Below are 19,416 nucleotides of genomic sequence, written 5' to 3' on the forward strand. Positions count from 1 at the left end.
TGACTTTGTGCGAACTCCGCTATTAGAGGTGTAGAATGCTTGATAAAGGCCTGATACTGATTGTTGAAGATGAGCCTGCTATTGCCAGTATTCTGGAGGCATATCTGATCCGCGACGGTTTTCGCACAGTGAGTGCGTCTGATGGTGAAATCGCGTTGCGGCATCATTCTATGCTGTCCCCCGATCTCATCCTGCTTGATGTCAAAATGCCGAAATATGATGGTTTCGAAGTGCTGGCACGTATCCGTCGCGACAGTAATATTCCGGTGATTATGATTAGTGCTTTGGCGGAAGATCTCGACCGTTTGTCAGGTCTGCGTCTGGGGGCGGATGATTATGTGATCAAGCCGTTTAATCCGCAGGAGGTGGTCGCACGCGTTAATGCCGTGCTGCGTCGCACCCGCAATAATGCTGCCAATGTTGCAATCCGCTTTGAGAATATATTGGTGGATTTCGACGCTCATGCGGCCTTTACCGATACGGGTGACGAAAGGCAGCTTTTGCCGCTCACCCTGAGCGAGTTTCGTATTCTGGCGCATATGATCCGCAGACCGACGCATGCATTTCCGCGCAATGATCTATTGGATGCCTGTCTGCCGCAAAGTGATGCGCTTGTGCGCACCATTGATACGCATATCGCCAATTTGCGCCGCAAGATTGAAGTTTCAGGCGGTCCGTCAGGACTGTTTCCGGCCGTTCGTGGTATAGGTTATCGTCTGGCAGAACCACGATGAAAATTTCCCGTCTGTCTCTGAGTACGGTTTCAGCATTGGTCACAGCAGCAATGTTGTTGCTGAGTATGGCCATAGTCTTCTTTGGTGTGCTGTGGGTGCAAAATCTCTATGAGCAGGAATATCTGGATCAGCTGACGCCGAATGCGCGGCGGGCTTATGATATGCTGGACAGGCTAGAATTGCCCAAAGAGGCTGATTTTCTGGCTCTGGTTCAGCAGCTGAAGCCGCTTTATGAGACCGGGGAAGCAGAATTATATCTGCTGGTCGTGAAATTTGGTCTGGCGGCTGCTTTTTTGTGCAGCATTATCGGCTTCTGGCTTGCCCGTAAAATCAGCCGCCCGTTGGAGAACCTGACTCGGGTGGTCAATAATCTGCGCGAAGGGGATTTTTCGGTACGCGTTCCTGATGATGTTCAGGGGACAGGTGAGGTGCAGTTGCTGATCCACCGGTTTAATGCCTTGGCAGAGGAACTGGAAAATATGGAGCGGCGCCTGCGGTTTAATACAATGGCCGTTGCCCATGAACTACGTACACCGCTGACAATTGTACAGGGTATGTTGCAGGGGATGGCGGATAAGGTTTTTCCGCGTGATGATGATCGTATCGAGGATTTGTTGACGCAGGTTGAAGGCCTGTCACGCCTTGTCAATGATTTGCGAACTTTGTCGCTGGCGGCCAGTCAGAAGCTGGTGACAGAGCGGAATAAGGTGGATATCGCGCAAGCAGCCGAACAAATTTTGCAGGCATCACGGCCCTTGCTACAAGATGCTGGCATGGTGCTGGAGACCGGTCTGAAAAAAGCAATCATACCTGCGGATAATCAGCGTTTGCGTCAGGCTATACTGGCCGTGATGGAAAATGCCTGTCGCTATGCGGCAGAAGGCGGGTATCTGCGTTGTGAAAGCGGTTATCTGAATAAGGAAGAAGCCTTCTTAAGGATTATTGATCGTGGCCCCGGTTTTTCGCAGGATATGACTGGGTATTCGATTGATGTTTTCTGGCGCGGAGAGCCATCGCGTTCCAGAGCAAGCGGTGGTTCAGGGTTGGGGCTGTCTATTGTGCGGGCGATTGTTGCTGCTCATGGCGGCAGGCTGGAACAAGAAAATCTCAAAGAAGGCGGTGCCTCTGTAACGATGATTTTTCCGCGAAATTTACCGGTGAAGACCGGTGATGTCATATGATGCTGCCGGAATTTTAATTCAGTATTGATTTTATTTCATGTGCATTAAGTATTTTTATGCCTATGAGGTTTTTAGAATTTAAGAAAATTCAGAAGAAATATTTATAAAGTTTATTGTCTTATAATATAGCTTGCATTTGGTCACATAATTCTCCGGTTAAATCTTGACATTTCTGCCGCACAAGCTCTCACGAAAGTGAGAAATATGCTGTGAACTGTCATATAAACCTTCCTGAAGCAAAAAAACATCCGGTCAGAAGACGTGTAAAGTCTGAAGATTTGCCCTCGCAGGTTTTACAGGCTCAAGCGATAAGCTGGCGCTGTGTATTGAAACATGCGCTTGGTATGGGCTTACGGCTGCGTTTCAGAAAGGCTGCGGCTTTCACATTGCGCCTGATGATCTATCCGCAATTATCATTGCAGTGGTATGCTTTTATTGCGGCATTTTGCCAAAAGCATCACCTTGGTTTGCCGCATGATGATCTGATCCGCAAAGCCATTCCGAATTTCTTTCTTCATAAAGCTTCATTGCGCGAGCGTTCACACTGGTTGCAAAATCATTTTTCTATTGCCGGCCAAGTGATGGCTCAGGAAGATCTGCAGCAGCTCTGGATGGGGCGGCGGCTGAAAATCTCCGAAATTGAGGGGAAACGGGATCATTATGATCTCTCGCTCTGCTTGTCGGATCATGCAGGGGCGCGTCACGAAGGCGGGTTTACACTCGCTCTGAAACGGCGGCGGGATCAGGCATTTCTCCACATGCTCAGCTTTATTTTTACAAAGGATGAGAACGGCAAAGTGACCGTGGCTATTGGCGGATTTCAGGGCGCGAAAGGCGAGGATGCTAAGCGATCTGTGATTGATGCGACCCGCGATCTTTTTGGGGTGCGCCCGAAAGATGCCTTGTTGATGGTTACGGAGGGTATAGCAGAGGCTGGCGGCGCCACTCATGTGCTGGCCGTGGCCAATGATAGTCACGTTATTAATTTCCGGCACAATACGCGTCGTGAAAAGATGATGTCCGATCTGAACCACTATTGGACTGAGCGTGGCGGTGAACCTGCGGGCCGCTTCGGCTATATTTTGCCGCTGCGGAATGCCGGATTAAGACCAAAAGCTGCCAAGCGTGATATTTGCAAATCGGAGTTTTTGCTGGCCGGAAGACAGCTGATATTTGCGGGTGAGGATGCCCCCTTATGAAAAAGGCGACCTCATGATTTATTTTTATATCTTGTTTTTATTGTATTTTTTTGTGCGTGAGTTTTTATGGACTTAAATCCTATTGTACCGGCTTTTATTCGCAGTTCTGCTATCAAACCACAAAATGAGTGGCTGATTACGCTGACACGACTGGCGGTGGTCATCAGTTTTATTTTTATGATTGTGCCTGTCACCGATATTATGATTTCCGGCCTGTTTGCAGACGCGGCAGGCAAATTTGCGCTTCATGAGAATTGGTATTTACTGGCATTGCGTGATTTGCATCGCATACTGCCGGCCATAATAGTCCCTGCATTATTGTTGGCTTTGGTGATACAGGCCTTATTCAGGCGGCGCTGGCTGCCGGCACCGCATAAGTTGCTCTATGTTATTTCAGTCTATGCTGTGGGAGCCTTGGCAGTCGTCCACGTGTTAAAATATCTGATTGGCCGTGCGCGCCCGAATGAAATATTGGAGTTCGGCGGCACAATGCTTTTCACACCGGCTTGGCAGATTGCCAATAGCTGTCAGAGCAGTTGCTCTTTCCCCTCCGGAGAGGCCGCCAGTGCTATGGCCATGTTATCTGTTCCTTTGATCTTAGGTGGTGCTTATCGTTTGCCGTTACTGGCTTTGACAGCCATTTTTGCGCTGATTTTCTCATTGAACCGCATTGTGATGGGGGCGCATTTTTTGTCTGACGTGATGCTATCATGGATGTTTGTCGCCATTGTAATGGCATGGCTATGGCTGGTATTTGAACGCAACAGCACACGTATTGACCACTCTGTCGGACAGATCGGACAGGCTATCCGCAATCTGTTTCGCTCACAGTGATTTATGGTCTCTTGCGATAAAGGGCGGGGCTGGTGCCTGTCCATTTTTTAAAGGCACGGTGAAAGGCGCTTGGCTCCGTATAGCCAAGCTCGGCTGCAATCATGCCAACAGGCTTATCTGCTTCCTGCAACCAGATCAGTGCATATTGACGACGCAACTCTTCTTTCAAACCGCTGTAACTCATACCGTCGGCATGTAAATGACGGCGCAAAGTCGGCTCGGATATATGCAGGCTTTGCGCTGCCTGTGCAAAATCCGGCCAACTGACAGGGGGCGTTTCACGCAGCAATTTGTGGATTGCGGAAGCACTGCCGCGATCATAGCGATAGCGCAGCAGAATATTGGCCGGTGCCTGCGCCAGAAACTGCCGCAAAGCTGACTTGCTGCGATGAATTTTCAATGACAGCAGCGCCGGATCAAACGCAAGGCTGGTTTCCTGGCTCAAGAAACGAACTTTGGTGCTGAAAAAATCTGCATAATCGGTCCTGTCCGGCGGCGGTGCACCACGAAAACTGATATCGTGAATAGGAAGACGCCGCTTCACCAGCCAGCATAACAGGCCGTAAAGAATGAGAAAAAAGGTGCGATAGGCAAAGGCTGGGCGTGCAGGGCTGACCTCACGCAGCACAATAACAGCCAGTCCGTCGCGCAAGATCAGTTCGCCCCTCGGCTCACCGATCAGCAATGTGAAAAAGCGCAAGGAACGGCGGATGGCATGTTCCAAATTATCGCTCGACAGGGCTGCATGGCAGAGCATGGCAAAGCTGCCGGGTGGCATCGGACGCTGGCCAAAGCGGAAAAACTCACATTGAATTTCCTCTGCAATGGCCAGCCAGAGACGACCATATCGGGCGGCATCGAGTGTAAAATCCGGTTGTTTTAAGGCGAGCGCATCAATACCGGCGGCTGCCAGCACAAGCGGTACTTTTGCAGGCGCATAGTGCTGCAAGGCTGCCAGTGCATCATCAACAAAGCCGCTGCCGATCATGGTTTTCTCCTGCTCCTTAAAGGCAGAATATGGCAAAACCGATCATAAAATAAAGTCCAAACTGTTATTATTTGCCATAGACCTTAGGGTTAGGCTGAATTTGCAATTCTGGGAGGAGATGCAAATGGCAGATCCGGTGGTTATTGTCGGTATGGCACGCACGCCTTTAGGGGCGTTTCAGGGCAGTTTCAGTGCCTTGCAGGCACCGCAACTGGGCGCAACCGCTATTCAGGCGGCTGTTGAGCGGGCGGGTATAAGACAAGCGGATATTGATGAGACTTTGCTTGGCTGTGTCCTGTCTGCGGGGCAGGGACAGGCACCGGCACGCCAGGCTGCCATTGCTGCCGGCATTCCCGTGGCATCGGGAGCAACAACCATCAATAAAATGTGTGGTTCCGGTATGAAAGCTGTGATGCTGGCGCATGATATGCTGGCTGGCGGTAGTGCGGATATTATCGTCGCAGGTGGCATGGAGAGCATGACCAATGCACCCTATCTGCTGGATAAAGCCCGTGGCGGCTATCGCATGGGACATGGCAAAATCACCGATCATATGTTTCTCGACGGGCTGGAAGATGCCTATGACAAAGGCCGCTTGATGGGAAGTTTCGCCGAGGATTGTGCCGAGGCCTTTCAGTTTAGCCGCACCACGCAGGATGAATTTGCACTGCGCTCCCTGAAACGTGCGCAGACGGCGCTGGAGCGCGGTTATTTTGCGCAGGAGATTGCGCCCGTTGTGACCGGAAACGGCAACTCCGCCCATCTGATTGATATGGATGAACAGCCTGCCAAGGCACGACCGGAGAAAATTCCGTTTCTGCGTCCTGCGTTTCGCGAGGACGGCACCGTTACAGCAGCCAATTCCAGCTCGATTTCTGATGGTGCGGCGGCTCTGGTGCTGATGCGCTTGTCTGAAGCGGAAAAACGCGGGCTGACACCGCTTGCCCGCATCGTTGCACAAACCTCTTATGCTTATGAGCCGCGTTTGTTTGCCACTGCACCGATTGGGGCAATGCGTAAACTTTACGAGAAAACCGGCTGGACGGCGGATGATGTCGATCTTTTCGAGATCAATGAGGCCTTTGCCGTGGTGACAATGGCCGCAATGCAGGAACTGAATCTGCCTGCGGAGAAGGTGAATATTCATGGCGGTGCCTGTGCGCTCGGCCATCCGATCGGCGCATCAGGCGCGCGTATTTTGGTGACATTGCTGGCCGCACTGCAAACCCATGATCTGCAACGTGGCATTGCCAGTATCTGTATCGGTGGCGGTGAGGCAACAGCCATAGGTGTGGAGCGTTTATAGTCGCAGTCACAGTGATCTATGCTTTTTGGGAGGATGGCATGAGGCAGCTGAGTACGGAGAATTTCAAGCAAGCACGTGATTTTCTTTTGCAGCATCGCGAGGATTATCACACTGCAAAAGCTGGTTTTGTCTGGCCGGAGGCACTGCCCTTTAACTGGGCGCTGGATTGGTTTGATGCCGAGCTTGCCACGAACCCGCTGAGCCGCGATCAGACTGCTTTATGGATTGTCGATACTGTTTCCCAAACTGATGTGAGACTGAGTTTTGCTGAACTGAGCAAGCGTTCTTCACAGGTTGCCAATTATCTGCGCGGGCTGGGGCTGAAGCGCGGCGATCACTTGCTGGTGCTGCTCGGCAATGTTCCTGCCTTATGGGAAGTGATGCTGGCCGCGATGAAGCTGGGTATTATTACTATTCCCGCGACCACTTTGCTGACACCGGATGAATTGTCCGACCGGCTGGAACGTGGCCATGCTCGCGCCATTCTCGCAACCGGCGATCAGCTTTTAAAATGCGAGGGGCTGGCAGGCGCAGATGTCTTGCGCATACAGGTACCGAATGGTCATGCTGCTGAAAACAGTAACTGGCACGATTATAACGAAGCCTTCAATCAGTCCGCTGAATTTCAGCCAGATGGTGAAACTCAGTCGTATGATCCTATGCTGCTCTATTTCACCTCCGGCACGACCGCCAAGCCGAAGCTGGTGCGTCACAGTCATCGCAGCTATCCGGTCGGCTCGCTCTCCACTATGTATTGGGTTGGTCTGCAACCGGCAGATATTCATCTCAATGTATCTTCCCCGGGCTGGGCGAAACATGCATGGAGCTCGCTTTTTGCACCGTGGAATGCCGGTGCAACAGTGCTGATTATCAATCAACCTGCGTTCAGCGCCAAGGTGCTGCTGGCAGAAATGCAGCGCTGCGCAGTGACCACCATGTGTGCTCCGCCGACTGTGTGGCGTATGTTGATACAGGAAGATCTCAAAGCCTGTAAAATGAGTCTGCGTGAAGTCGTGGGGGCGGGTGAGCCGCTCAATCCTGAAATCATTGATCAGGTGCGCGACGCATGGGGGCTGACAATCCGTGATGGTTACGGCCAGACAGAAACCACCGCACAGGTGGCGAATAGTCCCGCGCAGAACGTGAAAAGCGGTGCTATGGGCAGGCCGTTGCCGGGCTATGAGGTGATGATCCTTGATGCAGACGGCCATGCGGCACAGGAAGGCGAAGTCTGCCTCTTGCTGGGTGACAAGCATCCGGCAGGGCTGATGCAGGGCTATCAGGAAACCGACGGCAGTCTCAGCGGCACTGATGGCCGCGTTTATCGCACCGGTGATGTCGCCTATCAGGATGAAGACGGCTATTTGCATTTTGTCGGTCGTGCAGATGATGTGTTCAAATCCTCTGATTATCGTATCAGCCCGTTTGAGCTGGAAAGCGTGTTGCTGGAACATGATGCAGTGACTGAGGCTGCGGTTATTCCGGTAGATGACCCGATCCGTCTGTCTGTTCCCAAAGCCTATATTCTGCTGCGTGCCGGTGAGGAGCCTTCGCGGGCGCTCGCACTTTCAGTTTTGCAATATACCAATGAGCGTCTGGCGCCGTTTAAGCGTATCCGTTCGCTGGAATTTGTGCGGGAATTGCCCAAAACAATCTCCAGAAAAATCCGTCGTGTGCAACTGCGGCGATTGGAGCGGGAAGGCATTGAAGATGATGTGTTCCGTGGTGTGGCTTTTTGCGAAAGTGAATTTTCAGAACTGAGTGTCGGGCGTAACCGAACCACACAGAGTGAAGGAGAGAACCATGTCCGGTGAACTCAATGAGGAGCAGAGCAGCATTGTCGCCATGGCTGCGGATTTTGCCGCGCAGGAACTGGCACCTCATGCTCTGGAATGGGATGAGCAAAAGCATTTCCCTATAGATGTGCTGCGCAAGGCGGCAGCGCTAGGCATGGGCGGTATTTATATTCGGGATGATGTGGGTGGCTCTGGCCTGACCCGTATGGATGCAGCATTGATTTTTGAAGCACTGTCGCAAGGTTGTCCGGTCATTGCGTCATTCCTGTCGATCCATAATATGTGCTCATGGGTGATTGATGCCTATGGCTCGCAAGCACAACGGCAAAAATGGTTGCCCCAACTCACACCTATGGAGCTGATCGCCAGTTATTGCCTGACCGAACCGTCCTGCGGTTCTGATGCCGCTAATCTCAGCACCAAAGCCGTGCGCGATGGCGATGATTATCTGATTACAGGACAGAAGCAATTTATCTCCGGTGCCGGTGCGAGTGATATTTACATCGTGATGGCACGAACCGGCGTGGCAGGAGCCAAAGGCATCTCGGCCTTTATCGTGCCGAAGGATGCAGCCGGCCTGTCCTTCGGCGCCAATGAAAAGAAAATGGGCTGGAATGCCCAGCCGACCCGCACCGTAATGTTTGATAATGTGCGTGTACCAGCGGAAAACCTGATTGGTCAGGAAGGCATCGGTTTTAAAATTGCGATGTCGGCGCTTGATGGCGGGCGGTTGAATATCGCCGCCTGTTCTCTTGGTGGCGCGCAGGCCGCTTTTGACAAGGCACTGACCTATATGGATGAGCGCAAGGCTTTCGGCTCCAAGCTGCACCAGTTTCAGGCATTGCAATTCCGTCTTGCCGATATGGCAACAGAACTGGAAGTGGCGCGCACATTTCTGCACCGCGCCGCCCGTGCGCTCGACCGTCATGATGCCGATGCGGTGAAACTTTGCGCTATGGCCAAACGTTTTGTCACTGATGCCGGATTTAACGTCGCTAATCAGGCGCTGCAACTGCATGGCGGCTACGGTTATCTGAGCGAATATGGCGTGGAAAAACTGGTGCGCGATCTGCGTGTCCATCAGATTTTGGAAGGCACCAATGAGATCATGCGGGTGATTATCGCGCGTGAGCTACTGAACGGGAGGGGTAAATGAACGCGAATATTGTTGGTTTTATCGGCCTCGGTCATATGGGCGGGCCTATGGCGGCCAATCTCGTCAAAGCGGGATTGAACGTGCGCGGTTTTGATCTGGTCGAAGCATCAAAACAAGCCGCACAAGCAAACGGCGTTCAGATTGCGGATAATGTTGAGCAGCTTGTGCAGGGCGCGACTGTGATTATCACCATGCTACCCGCCGGTTCGCATGTTTTGAGTGTCTGGCGCGAACTGACAGCGCTGGTTGCGCCGGATACAGTGTTGATTGATTGCTCGACCATTGATGTCGACAGCGCCCGCAAGGCGCATGAAATGGCGGCAGAGCATAAATTATTGAGCATTGATGCACCGGTTTCCGGTGGTGTGGTTGGTGCAATAGCGGCAACGCTCACCTTTATGGCCGGTGGTGAAAAAGTTGCTTTTGACAAAGCCGAACCTGTGCTGGCTGCAATGGGAAAACGTATTGTGCATTGCGGTAATGCGGGTGCAGGGCAGGCAGCAAAAATCTGCAATAATATGATCCTCGGCATTTCCATGATCGGGGTGTGCGAGGCTTTCGCTTTGGGTGAAAAACTGGGTCTGTCGCAGCAGGCTTTGTTTGATGTGGCTTCCACTTCATCCGGCCAATGCTGGGCGCTGACAACCAATTGTCCGGTGCCGGGTCCGGTACCAGCTTCGCCTGCCAACAGGGATTATCAGCCGGGTTTTGCCGCAAGCTTAATGCTGAAAGATTTGAAACTGGCGCAGGAGGCTGCGGCCTCGGTCGGGGCGACAACACCATTGGGCGCAGAAGCGGCGCAGCTCTATAATCTGTTCAACGCCCTTGGCTCCGGCGGGGAGGATTTTTCCGGTATTATCCGCCTGTTACGCGGCAAGGAGGGACAGTCATGACTTATGAAACGATCCTGACAGCAATGCATGGCCGCGTCCGGCTGATAACGCTGAACCGCCCGCAGGCGCTGAATGCATTGAACCGGCAGCTTGCGGCAGAGCTGATCGCAGCGGCGGAAGCCGCAGACAAAGACCCTGCCGTGGGGTGTATTGTTTTGACCGGCTCGGCCAAGGCTTTCGCTGCCGGTGCGGATATCAAGGAAATGCAGGCGCAGGATTTTAGCACAATATTTGCGGCAGACTGGTTCGGCGAATGGGAGAGTTTTACCTCCGTGCGCAAACCAATTATCGCAGCCGTTGCAGGCTATGCGCTGGGCGGTGGTTGCGAACTAGCGATGATGTGCGATTTTATTCTGGCAGCCGATAATGCCCGGTTTGGCCAGCCGGAAATCCGTCTCGGTGTTATTCCGGGTATGGGCGGCTCGCAGCGTCTGACCCGCTTTGTCGGCAAATCCAAAGCCATGGAAATGTGCCTGACAGGGCGAATGATGGAGGCTGAGGAGGCCGAACGCTGTGGTCTGGTTTCGCGTATTGTGCCAGTGGATCAGCTGCTTGAGGAAGCCTTGAGCGTGGCATCATCTATTGCAGAGAAATCCTTGCCGGTGACTATGATGGCGAAAGAGGCCGTGAATGCGGCCTATGAAACAACGCTGAATCAGGGAGTGAAATTCGAGCGCCGTCTGTTTCAGTCCGGCTTTGCCAGTCACGATCAGAAAGAAGGCATGAGCGCATTTATTGAAAAGCGCGACCCGTTTTTTCTGCATCGCTAAATCTAAAAACGCTATTTGTGTCAGGCTCAAACTGCTCTGAAAACAAATATCGGCTGATAAGAATTTTGGGCTTGATCAATTTTGTATCCTGGATAATCATAGTAAAAAATATAAGGGAACTGAGGCTTGTCCAGCTATAAATGGAGCAGCCAGACAAGGCTGCTGGACGAAGTTGCGCAAGCACTTCGTGAGAGCATCTATGCGGGTCAATATGCGCCGGGCACGATTTTGCGGCAGGAGCAGATTGCCGCCGAGTTCGGCGTTAGCCGCACGCCTTTGCGTGAAGCATTGCGGATGCTGGAGCGTGATGGCTTGATTATTCATCTGCCTGGCCGCGGTGTGCGGGTGGCAAGTGTTGATCTGCCGCATCTGCTTGATGCTTATGCCGTGCGCGAAGTCATCGACGGTGTTGCCGCGCGCTTTGCTGCGGAACGTGCCGATGCTGCAGCGATTGCCGGTCTTGAAAAGCTCATCATGCATCAGCGCTCGATTATCGAGCCTTGGGATTCCAAAGCCTATACGCAGTCCAATGTGGACTTTCATCTGGCAGTGATGGCCGCGGGCGGCAACGTCTCGCTGGAGAATTTTGTGCCTTTGTTGCGCATGACCTCGCAAGTCTTTGCGCCGGTATTTGCACTTAGTGCAGAGCGGGCAAAAAACGCCATTGAGGAGCACAGTCTCATTGTTGAGGCGATTGTCCGCAAAGACGGAGCAGGGGCTGAAGAACTGGCGCGCCAGCATATCCGCAAAACCATTATCAGCCTGCAACAGATGAAGAATAGTAATCAGCAGGAAATATCCTGCGGGAGAGAATGACATGGCACAGGAGCAAGAAAACGGACTGCGCCGCTACGGTAATCTGATCAATGGTGTGTGGCAGGATGCCGTGCAGGGCGAGGTTCTGACGCTGAAAAATCCGTCGGATAGCAGTGATCTGGCATTGATCGCCCGTGGTACGCGGGCCGATATCGATCTCGCAGTAACCTCTGCCCGTAATGCTCTGTCCGGCGCATGGGGTAAGCTGACTGCAACCGAGCGCGGACGTATTTTGCATAAAATCTCCGAAGCGGTATTGCATGAGATTGATCTGCTGACGGTACTGGAAGCGCGTGACGTCGGCAAACCTTTGACACAAGCGCGCGCTGATGTGGTGGCGCTGGCACGTTATCTGGAATTTTACGGTGCTTCCGCAGATAAGGTGCATGGCGATACGCTGCCTTATCAGAACGGCTTCACGGTTTTGTCGGTCTATGAACCGCATGGTGTGACAGGGCATATTATCCCGTGGAATTATCCGATGCAGATCCTTGGCCGCAGCCTTGGTGCGGCGCTGGCGATGGGCAATGCCGCTGTGGTGAAACCGGCGGAAGAAGCCTGCCTGACTATCCTCGAATTTGCCCGCATCGCCCATGAGGCCGGTCTGCCTGCCGGTGCGTTGAATGTGGTGACCGGTTTGGGTGTTGAGGCCGGAGCGGCTTTGTCTTCCCATCCTGATGTCAATCATATTTCTTTCACCGGCTCTTTGCGTACCGGTGAGGCAGTGCAGGCGGCAGCGGCTAAAAATGCTGTGCCGGTAACGCTGGAACTTGGCGGAAAATCCCCGCAGATCGTGTTCGCCGATGCGGATATTGAGCGCGCATTGCCGTTTCTGGTCAATGCAGGCATTCAGAATGCGGGGCAGACCTGTTCTGCGTCCTCACGTATTCTGGTGCAGCGTGACGTCTATGAGCAAGTTATCGCCGGTATGAGCGAGCGCTACCGTGCCCTTAAAGTTGGCGCGGCAGAGGCTGACCTGTCGCTCGGACCCGTTGTTTCCGCCCGCCAGAAAGCCATTGTTGAAGACTATCTGAAACTGGCTGAACAAGACGGTTTGCAGATTGCCGCGCAAGGCGAACTGGCTGCTGATGCACCGGAAAATGGTGCCTATGTGCGCCCGACTTTACTGCGTGATGTGCCGCCGCAACATCGGCTGGCACAGGAAGAGATTTTCGGTCCCGTACAGGTGATTATGCCGTTCGATACGGAAGAGGAAGCGGTAGCTCTGGCCAATAGCACGCCTTACGGACTGGTTTGCGGTGTCTGGACAAAGGACGGTGCACGGCAGTTGCGCATGGCGCATGCGGTGCAGGCCGGACAGGTGTTTATCAATAATTACGGAGCAGGCGGCGGTATTGAACTGCCTTTCGGCGGGGTGAAACGTTCCGGCCACGGTCGTGAAAAAGGGTTCGAGGCGCTTTATGGTTTTGCCTCGCTGAAAACCATTTCTGTCTATCACGGCTGATCCGCAAAATTCGCATGGGAGAATATAATTCAATGACTGGTTCGCTCGATAAGAAAACCGCGATTATTACCGGTGCAGGCTCTGGTTTCGGCGAGGCTATGGCGCGTAAATTTGTGCGGGAAGGCGCAAATGTTGTGGTGGTCGATCGCGATGCTGCGGGTGCAAAACGTGTGGTCAGTGAAATTTGCCAGCAGGGGCTGGCGGGTGAACTGGGCGCACAGGCTCTGGCGGTTGAGGCGGATATTGCAGCGGAAAGCGGCGTGGCTGAAGCCGTGCGGCAGGCAATTATGCAATTCGGGCGGGTGGATATTCTCATCAATAATGCCGGTATCGGACATAAGCCACAACCGGCAGAAAATGTGCAGCCGGATGAGTTTGACCGTATTGTCGGGGTGAATATTCGCGGCATTTATCTGATGAGCCGCGCTTTGATCCCGCATTTTAAAGGCAATGGCGGCGGCGTTATTCTCAATATTGCCTCGACAGGAGCGGCGCGTCCGCGCCCTAACCTGACATGGTATAATGCCACCAAGGGCTGGGTTGTATCCGCCACCAAGGCGCTGGCAATTGAACTGGCACCGGAGAATATCCGTGTCAATGCACTCAATCCGGTGGCGGGTGAAACCCCGTTGCTCTCGACATTTATGGGTGAGGATACGGAAGAAATCCGTCAGAAATTCCGTGCTTCCATTCCGCTCGGCCGCTTGTTGAAACCGGAAGATCTGGCGGAGAGCGCTGCATTCTTGTGCTCATCTGCAGCCAGTATGATTACCGGCGTTGCATTGGATGTGGATGGTGGTCGTTCAATCTGAAATGACTGATCGAATAGTGATAACGATTGGAACGATCAGTGGTTCGTTAGAGCGTATCCCGAAAGTGTGAAGCCGTTTTCAGATAAGATACGCGTAAAAACAAAAAGATAGAGTGTTTTCTACGGTTCAAGATAAGCAGGAAATGCTCTAAAGTCGGCCAGCTCTATTCCGGTAATTCCTGAGCAAATTTCAGGATGTGATAAATAAGGGGACAGGCAATGCGATATAAATATTTGACCGGACAGCTCATGCTGGCAGCAATGACGGGGATTGCTGTTTTGGCTACGAGCGGTTCAGGGCTGGCAAAAGATACATTGGCAATCGGCGAAGTGCTGGAGCCTCCGGGTATGGACCCGACGGCAAATGCTGCGGCCTCTATCCGCCGACTGACCTATAACAATCTTTATGAAGGTTTGGTGCGGATTGATGAAGAAGGTACGGTTAAGCCGAACCTCGCGGAAAGCTGGACGATTTCACCGGATAATCTGAGCTATACATTCAAGCTGCGTCAGGGCGTGAAGTTTCATAACGGCACGGCATTCGACTGTTCCGTGGTGAAATTCACCTATGACCGCGCTATGGCTCCGGATTCCACGAATGCTCAGAAGGCACTGTTCGCGCCGATTGAAAAGACTGAATGCCCCGATCCGGCGACCGCCGTTGTGACACTGAAACATCCGTCCTCTACCTTCCTGTTCGGGATGGGCTGGGGCGATGCGGTGATGATGGCTCCGGATACGATTGCGACCAACAAGACCAATCCTGTTGGCACAGGGCCGTTCAAATTCAAACGCTGGCTGCAGGGTGATCGCATTGAGTTCGAGCGCAATCCTGATTACTGGGGTGAGCCTGCGAAACTCTCCGCTGTGACTTTCCGCTTTATCAGCGATCCGTCAGCGGCTGCCGCTGCGGTTATGGCCGGTGATGTCGATGCTTTTCCTGAGTTTCCGGCACCGGAGCTGATCAGCCGCCTGCAAAGTGATGAACGTCTTAGCGTTGAAATCGGCTCGACGGCTGGCAAAGTGATTATGTCACTGAATAATGGACGCAAGCCTTTTGATGATGTGCGGGTACGCCGTGCGCTTGCCCATGCCATCGACCGCAATGTCGTGCAAGAAGCGATCACGACCGGTCTCGCCAAGACGATCGGTGCTCATTATACGCCTGCCGAACCGGGCTATGTCGATCTGAGTGATACCTATCCTTACGATGTGGCCAAGGCTAAAGCACTGTTGGCTGAAGCCGGTGTGCCTGCCGGTACATCTATTACCATTATGCTGCCGCCGCCTGCCTATGCGCGTCGTGGCGGTGAGGTGATCGCGGCAATGTTGGCAGAGGTTGGCATTGAGGTGAAGCTGGTGCCGGTTGAGTTTGCGCAATGGCTGGATCAGGTCTTCGCCCGCAGTGATTTTGATGCGACGATCATCGCCCATGTGGAAACCCGTGACCTCGATATCTATGCGCGGGATAAATACTATTTCAACTACAACAGCCCTGAATATAAGGCGATTTACAAGCAATTTTCGCAAGCAACAGATGACAAGCAGCAGCTTGAACTGCTTGGCCAGTTGCAGCGCAAACTCGCTGAAGACGAGCCGAATGTGTTTCTCTATGCCCTGCCGAAAATCGGTGTCTGGGACAAGAAGCTCAAAGGTATGTGGAAAAATCAGACCATTCCGGCCAATGACCTGACCAGTGTGTACTGGGCAGACTGATCTTGTTGATGCTGAAATGAATATTGAAGGAGGTCGCATTTGCTGCGTTATTTTACAGGGCGTCTGATCTCTCTGATCCTGACGACGCTGGCGGCCTCTGTCATTGTTTTCCTGCTGATGCAGGTGCTGCCGGGCGATCCGGCAGCGATTATGCTTGGTATTAATGCGCAAGCAGACACCTTGACGGCTTTGCAAAAACAGCTCGGTCTCGATGCACCGTTGATTGTCCGTTATTTCAACTGGATTACCGGTTTTCCGGTGGGGGATTTTGGCACCAGCTATACCTATTCTGTGCCGATCAGTGAGCTGATCGGACCACGCTTGCAGGTGACTTTGCCGTTGGCGGTGCTGGCGATGATCCTCTCGGTGGTGATTGCTATTCCTCTTGGTGTGATTGCCGCTTCAAAGCGCGGCAGTGCGACTGATGTGGTGGGGATGGGCGTTGCACAGATCGGTGTGGCGATCCCGAATTTCTGGCTCGGTCTGCTGCTGATCCTGTTCTTTGCCCTCACGCTCGGCTGGTTTCCGGCTTCCGGTTTTGCCGGTTGGGAAAATGGCCTGTGGGCTGGCACCCGCTCGCTGATCCTGCCAGCCGTGGCACTGGCTTTGCCGCTGGCTGCAATTCTGGCGCGCGTTACCCGATCCGCAGTGATTGAAACATTGAGCGAAGATTTTGTGCGTACAGCGCGCGCCAAGGGCTTGAGCCGTAATGCGGCCTTGTGGAAACATGCCACGCCCAATGCATTGATCCCTGTGGTGACGATCTTGGGTCTGCAATTCTCATTCCTGCTGGCCGGTACGATCATCATTGAAAACGTGTTCAATTTGCCGGGGCTGGGCCGTTTGATTTTCCAGTCAATTGCCCAACGCGATCTGGTCACGGTGCAGTCACTCGTAACCTTGCTGGCGGCCAGTGTGATTGCGGTGAATTTTCTGGTCGATATGGCCTATGGCTTTCTTGATCCGCGCCTCTCTACAGGTGTGCGGGCATGAGCATGGCAGAGAATTTCTCCCGTCGGAGCCGTATGATTTTGCTGTCTTTCGGGCTGAGCCGCAGCCTGTTGATCGGTACAATCATTACCGGTTTTCTGATCGGACTGGCTGTGCTGTCTCTGGTCTGGACGCCCTATAGTCCGACAGGCATGAATATCCTGCGCAAACTGCAGGGGCCGTCGATGCAGCATTGGCTGGGCACCGATGCGCTTGGCCGTGATGTGCTGTCGATGGTCATGGTTGGTGCGCGCAATTCCTTGTCGGTGGCTTTGATTGCCGTTGCGGTTGGTATGGGGCTTGGCGTGCCGCTCGGTGCCTATGCGGCTGCACGCGGTGGTATGATTGACGGTTTTGTCATGCGCATGACTGATCTGGCTTTTGCTTTTCCGGCACTGCTGACAGCCGTGATTATCACAGCCGTTTTCGGGCCCGGTGCGGTTAATGCGATGATCGCTATTGGTATTTTCAATATTCCGGTTTTCGCCCGTATTACCCGTGGTGCGTCGATGGGGCTGTGGAAACGCGATTATGTCTTGGCCGCCCGCTGTGCGGGGCGCGGTGATGTGGCGATTACGCTGGATCACATTCTGCCGAATATCGGCCATGTGCTGATTGTGCAGGCGACCATTCAGTTTGCTCTTGCGATCGTGGCTGAAGCCGGTTTGTCCTATGTCGGTCTTGGTACGCAGCCGCCGATGCCAAGCTGGGGTAAGATGCTCAATGATGCGCAGACCTATATTTATGATGCGCCGCATCTGGCGATTTTTCCGGGGCTGGCCATTACTTTTGCGGTTCTTGGGCTGAATATGCTGGGGGATGGTTTGCGCGATATACTTGATCCTCGTATCAGGAGAGAGAGATGACGACACCGCTTCTCGAAATCCGTGATCTGGGCGTGCATTTGCAAGCCGGAGGTAGGCAGGCCGAAATTCTGTCGGGCATCACGCTGACACTAAACCGTGGCGAACGTCTGGGCATTGTCGGGGAATCCGGCTCCGGCAAATCCATCACCGCATTGGCCGTGATGGGGCTGCTGCCGCATCGTATGACTTTGAGCGGAACCCTGCGCTTTGACGGGCAAGATCTGACTGAAATTTCAGAGGCTGCCCATTGCACCATGCGTGGCCGTCAGATAGCGATGATTTTTCAGGAGCCGATGACAGCGCTGAACCCGATCAAAACCATCGGTGCGCAGATCAGTGAAGGTCGCCGACTGCATTTGAAAGAAAACCGCGCGGATGCTGATAAGGTCGCACGGCGTTTGCTGGATCGTGTCGGTCTCGCTGCCCCGCGTTTTGATCTGGAGCTTTATCCGCACCAATTATCCGGAGGTCAGCGCCAGCGCGTGATGATTGCTATGGCCTTGGCCTGCGAGCCGGAACTGTTGATTGCTGACGAGCCGACCACAGCACTGGACGTCACCGTTCAGGCACAAATTCTTGATCTGCTGGATGAGCTGATTGACGAGAGCGGCACGGCACTGCTGCTGATTACCCATGATCTCGGCGTGGTCTCGGAAATGACGGATCGCATTGCAGTGATGTATGCAGGACGCGTGGTCGAAACCGGCGATACACAGGACGTCTTCCGCCATATGGCGCATCCCTATGCACGCGGGCTGTTCGCAGCCTCTCCCCATAGTCTGACAATGCGGCCAAAGCCGGAAAACACGGATAAACGCCAGCGTCTGACCACGATTGCCGGTGTGGTGCCTGATCCGTTTAGTCGTCTGCCGCAATGCGGTTTTGCTGATCGCTGCCGTTATGTGCAGGCTGATTGCCGTGCAACAGTCCCCCCGTTAGGCAATACGGACTTTCTCGACGTGACACATCGGGTCGCCTGTTTTCATCCGCTGACAGATGAGGTGATGGCATGACCGCTCTTCTGGAAGTACGTGATCTTGTGCGTGATTATACGCTGCCAAAACAATCCTTGCTTTCCAAGCCGCAAAATTTGCGGGTGCTGCATGGTGTCAGTCTTAGTCTGAAAGCGGGCGAAAGCCTCGGCATTGTCGGCGAGTCCGGTTCCGGTAAGTCTACATTGGCACGTTCAGTGATGGGACTGGAAAAACCGCAATCCGGCAGTGTGACGATCAATGGCAAGGACATTTACAGTTTAGGGCGGGCAGAGCTGAAAGCCGCACGCAAAACCTTTCAGGCGATTTTTCAGGATCCTTACGGTTCGCTCGATCCTCGCCATTCTGTGCGCCGTATTCTGGCGGAGCCGGTTGTGTCACTGGAAGACGCCACAACGGCAGAAAGCCGTGAAGAGCGTATAGGCCAAGTTCTGGAAGCCGTTGGTTTGGCTGCATCCGCTGCGGATAAATATCCGCATGAGTTTTCCGGTGGTCAGCGCCAGCGTATTGCGATTGCCCGCGCATTAATCACGCGTCCGAAGCTGATTGTTGCCGATGAGCCGGTTTCGGCACTCGATGTTTCCATTCAGGCGCAGGTACTCAATCTGATGATGGATTTGCAGGAGCAATTCGGGTTGTCTTATTTGTTCATCAGTCATGATCTGGGTGTGATGCGGGTGATTACAGATCGCGTTGCGGTGATCCATCTGGGGAGAATTGTTGAAGAAGGGCCGACCAATGAGGTCTTCGACAATCCGCAGCATCCATACACGCAAGCACTGGTGAATGCTGTGCCGAAACCGTTTTCAGGTCGCCGTAAATTGCGGGTGAAGGCGCCGTGAAGAAAGTACTATGATGAAAAACTGAGTGTCTGTCTGACCATCAAAACCCGTAAAGAGGTTG

18 protein-coding genes are annotated in these 19,416 nt (G+C 53.3%); 17 read left to right on the plus strand and 1 reads right to left on the minus strand.

What is annotated here, in order from left to right:
- The first annotated feature begins 35 nt into the window (after positions 1-35).
- From QUF18_RS02920 to QUF18_RS02935, 4 genes are all read left to right on the plus strand, one after another.
- Positions 36-734 carry a response regulator transcription factor gene (locus QUF18_RS02920; RefSeq protein WP_289385071.1) on the plus strand — a complete coding sequence of 233 codons (699 nt, stop codon included), beginning with the start codon at positions 36-38 and terminating at the stop codon, positions 732-734.
- Positions 731-1,915: an ATP-binding protein gene (locus tag QUF18_RS02925; protein ID WP_289385072.1), complete on the plus strand. Its 1,185-nt coding sequence runs from the start codon at positions 731-733 to the stop codon at positions 1,913-1,915. Before QUF18_RS02920 ends, QUF18_RS02925 begins: the two co-directional genes overlap by 4 nt.
- 326 nt (positions 1,916-2,241) lie before the next feature.
- Positions 2,242-3,114 carry a DUF535 family protein gene (locus QUF18_RS02930; RefSeq protein ID WP_289385073.1) on the plus strand — a complete coding sequence of 291 codons (873 nt, stop codon included), beginning with the start codon at positions 2,242-2,244 and terminating at the stop codon, positions 3,112-3,114.
- Positions 3,115-3,180: 66 nt separating this feature from the next.
- Positions 3,181-3,948, plus strand: coding sequence for a phosphatase PAP2 family protein (locus tag QUF18_RS02935; RefSeq protein ID WP_289385074.1), 768 nt, complete (start codon positions 3,181-3,183; stop codon positions 3,946-3,948).
- A 1-nt stretch (position 3,949) separates the two neighbouring features.
- On the opposite strand, the gene QUF18_RS02940 is transcribed toward QUF18_RS02935, so the two are convergent.
- Positions 3,950-4,936, minus strand: a complete 987-nt coding sequence (locus tag QUF18_RS02940) for an AraC family transcriptional regulator (protein ID WP_289385075.1) — start codon at positions 4,934-4,936, stop codon at positions 3,950-3,952.
- A gap of 118 nt (positions 4,937-5,054) precedes the next feature.
- Between QUF18_RS02940 and QUF18_RS02945 the strand changes: the two genes are divergently transcribed.
- The 13 genes from QUF18_RS02945 (at position 5,055) to QUF18_RS03005 (ending at position 19,355) form a co-directional block, all read left to right on the plus strand.
- Positions 5,055-6,242, plus strand: a complete 1,188-nt coding sequence (locus tag QUF18_RS02945) for an acetyl-CoA C-acyltransferase (RefSeq protein ID WP_289385076.1) — start codon at positions 5,055-5,057, stop codon at positions 6,240-6,242.
- Between the two features lie 38 nt (positions 6,243-6,280).
- Positions 6,281-8,056 (plus strand): AMP-binding protein, encoded by a 1,776-nt coding sequence (locus tag QUF18_RS02950; RefSeq protein WP_289385077.1) that lies wholly within the window; start codon positions 6,281-6,283, stop codon positions 8,054-8,056.
- Positions 8,046-9,194 (plus strand): isobutyryl-CoA dehydrogenase, encoded by a 1,149-nt coding sequence (locus QUF18_RS02955; protein ID WP_289385078.1) that lies wholly within the window; start codon positions 8,046-8,048, stop codon positions 9,192-9,194. The genes QUF18_RS02950 and QUF18_RS02955 overlap by 11 nt, the downstream gene beginning before the upstream one ends.
- A complete protein-coding gene (mmsB, locus tag QUF18_RS02960) occupies positions 9,191-10,087 on the plus strand; it encodes a 3-hydroxyisobutyrate dehydrogenase (protein WP_289385079.1) in 897 nt (298 codons plus the stop codon). The genes QUF18_RS02955 and mmsB overlap by 4 nt, the downstream gene beginning before the upstream one ends.
- On the plus strand, positions 10,084-10,857 hold the full coding sequence (locus QUF18_RS02965; protein WP_289385080.1) for an enoyl-CoA hydratase: 774 nt from the start codon (positions 10,084-10,086) through the stop codon (positions 10,855-10,857). Before mmsB ends, QUF18_RS02965 begins: the two co-directional genes overlap by 4 nt.
- Positions 10,858-10,983: 126 nt before the next feature.
- Positions 10,984-11,673 (plus strand): GntR family transcriptional regulator, encoded by a 690-nt coding sequence (locus tag QUF18_RS02970; RefSeq protein ID WP_289385081.1) that lies wholly within the window; start codon positions 10,984-10,986, stop codon positions 11,671-11,673.
- 1 nt (position 11,674) lies between these two features.
- Positions 11,675-13,138 (plus strand): aldehyde dehydrogenase family protein, encoded by a 1,464-nt coding sequence (locus QUF18_RS02975; RefSeq protein ID WP_289385082.1) that lies wholly within the window; start codon positions 11,675-11,677, stop codon positions 13,136-13,138.
- Between the two features lie 32 nt (positions 13,139-13,170).
- Positions 13,171-13,950: a glucose 1-dehydrogenase gene (locus QUF18_RS02980; RefSeq protein WP_289385083.1), complete on the plus strand. Its 780-nt coding sequence runs from the start codon at positions 13,171-13,173 to the stop codon at positions 13,948-13,950.
- Between the two features lie 248 nt (positions 13,951-14,198).
- Entirely contained in the window at positions 14,199-15,665 is a 1,467-nt protein-coding gene (locus QUF18_RS02985; RefSeq protein ID WP_289386107.1) for an ABC transporter substrate-binding protein, read from the plus strand.
- Between the two features lie 39 nt (positions 15,666-15,704).
- Positions 15,705-16,658: an ABC transporter permease gene (locus tag QUF18_RS02990; protein ID WP_289385084.1), complete on the plus strand. Its 954-nt coding sequence runs from the start codon at positions 15,705-15,707 to the stop codon at positions 16,656-16,658.
- 2 nt (positions 16,659-16,660) lie between these two features.
- Positions 16,661-17,521, plus strand: a complete 861-nt coding sequence (locus tag QUF18_RS02995; protein WP_374806464.1) for an ABC transporter permease — start codon at positions 16,661-16,663, stop codon at positions 17,519-17,521.
- Positions 17,518-18,534: an ABC transporter ATP-binding protein gene (locus QUF18_RS03000; RefSeq protein WP_289385086.1), complete on the plus strand. Its 1,017-nt coding sequence runs from the start codon at positions 17,518-17,520 to the stop codon at positions 18,532-18,534. Before QUF18_RS02995 ends, QUF18_RS03000 begins: the two co-directional genes overlap by 4 nt.
- Complete coding sequence (locus QUF18_RS03005) at positions 18,531-19,355, plus strand: ATP-binding cassette domain-containing protein (protein ID WP_289385087.1); 825 nt, start codon at positions 18,531-18,533, stop codon at positions 19,353-19,355. The genes QUF18_RS03000 and QUF18_RS03005 overlap by 4 nt, the downstream gene beginning before the upstream one ends.
- The last annotated feature ends 61 nt before the right edge of the window (positions 19,356-19,416 follow it).

The sequence above is a fragment of the Pseudochrobactrum kiredjianiae genome (assembly GCF_030362795.1).
Classification (GTDB): Bacteria; Pseudomonadota; Alphaproteobacteria; order Rhizobiales; family Rhizobiaceae; genus Pseudochrobactrum; species Pseudochrobactrum kiredjianiae.

Excerpts from the sequence above, each read along its gene's own strand:
- QUF18_RS02920 (WP_289385071.1), top strand. The coding sequence starts at position 36 with ATGCTTGATAAAGGCCTGATACTGATTGTTGAAGATGAGCCTGCTATT.
- QUF18_RS02940 (WP_289385075.1), bottom strand. The coding sequence starts at position 4,936 with ATGATCGGCAGCGGCTTTGTTGATGATGCACTGGCAGCCTTGCAGCAC.
- QUF18_RS02955 (WP_289385078.1), top strand. The coding sequence starts at position 8,046 with ATGTCCGGTGAACTCAATGAGGAGCAGAGCAGCATTGTCGCCATGGCT.
- QUF18_RS02985 (WP_289386107.1), top strand. The coding sequence starts at position 14,199 with ATGCTGGCAGCAATGACGGGGATTGCTGTTTTGGCTACGAGCGGTTCA.
- QUF18_RS02975 (WP_289385082.1), top strand. The coding sequence starts at position 11,675 with ATGGCACAGGAGCAAGAAAACGGACTGCGCCGCTACGGTAATCTGATC.
- QUF18_RS02965 (WP_289385080.1), top strand. The coding sequence starts at position 10,084 with ATGACTTATGAAACGATCCTGACAGCAATGCATGGCCGCGTCCGGCTG.
- QUF18_RS02980 (WP_289385083.1), top strand. The coding sequence starts at position 13,171 with ATGACTGGTTCGCTCGATAAGAAAACCGCGATTATTACCGGTGCAGGC.
- QUF18_RS02945 (WP_289385076.1), top strand. The coding sequence starts at position 5,055 with ATGCAAATGGCAGATCCGGTGGTTATTGTCGGTATGGCACGCACGCCT.
- QUF18_RS02950 (WP_289385077.1), top strand. The coding sequence starts at position 6,281 with ATGAGGCAGCTGAGTACGGAGAATTTCAAGCAAGCACGTGATTTTCTT.
- QUF18_RS03000 (WP_289385086.1), top strand. The coding sequence starts at position 17,518 with ATGACGACACCGCTTCTCGAAATCCGTGATCTGGGCGTGCATTTGCAA.
- QUF18_RS03005 (WP_289385087.1), top strand. The coding sequence starts at position 18,531 with ATGACCGCTCTTCTGGAAGTACGTGATCTTGTGCGTGATTATACGCTG.
- QUF18_RS02995 (WP_374806464.1), top strand. The coding sequence starts at position 16,661 with ATGGCAGAGAATTTCTCCCGTCGGAGCCGTATGATTTTGCTGTCTTTC.
- QUF18_RS02935 (WP_289385074.1), top strand. The coding sequence starts at position 3,181 with ATGGACTTAAATCCTATTGTACCGGCTTTTATTCGCAGTTCTGCTATC.
- QUF18_RS02925 (WP_289385072.1), top strand. The coding sequence starts at position 731 with ATGAAAATTTCCCGTCTGTCTCTGAGTACGGTTTCAGCATTGGTCACA.
- mmsB (WP_289385079.1), top strand. The coding sequence starts at position 9,191 with ATGAACGCGAATATTGTTGGTTTTATCGGCCTCGGTCATATGGGCGGG.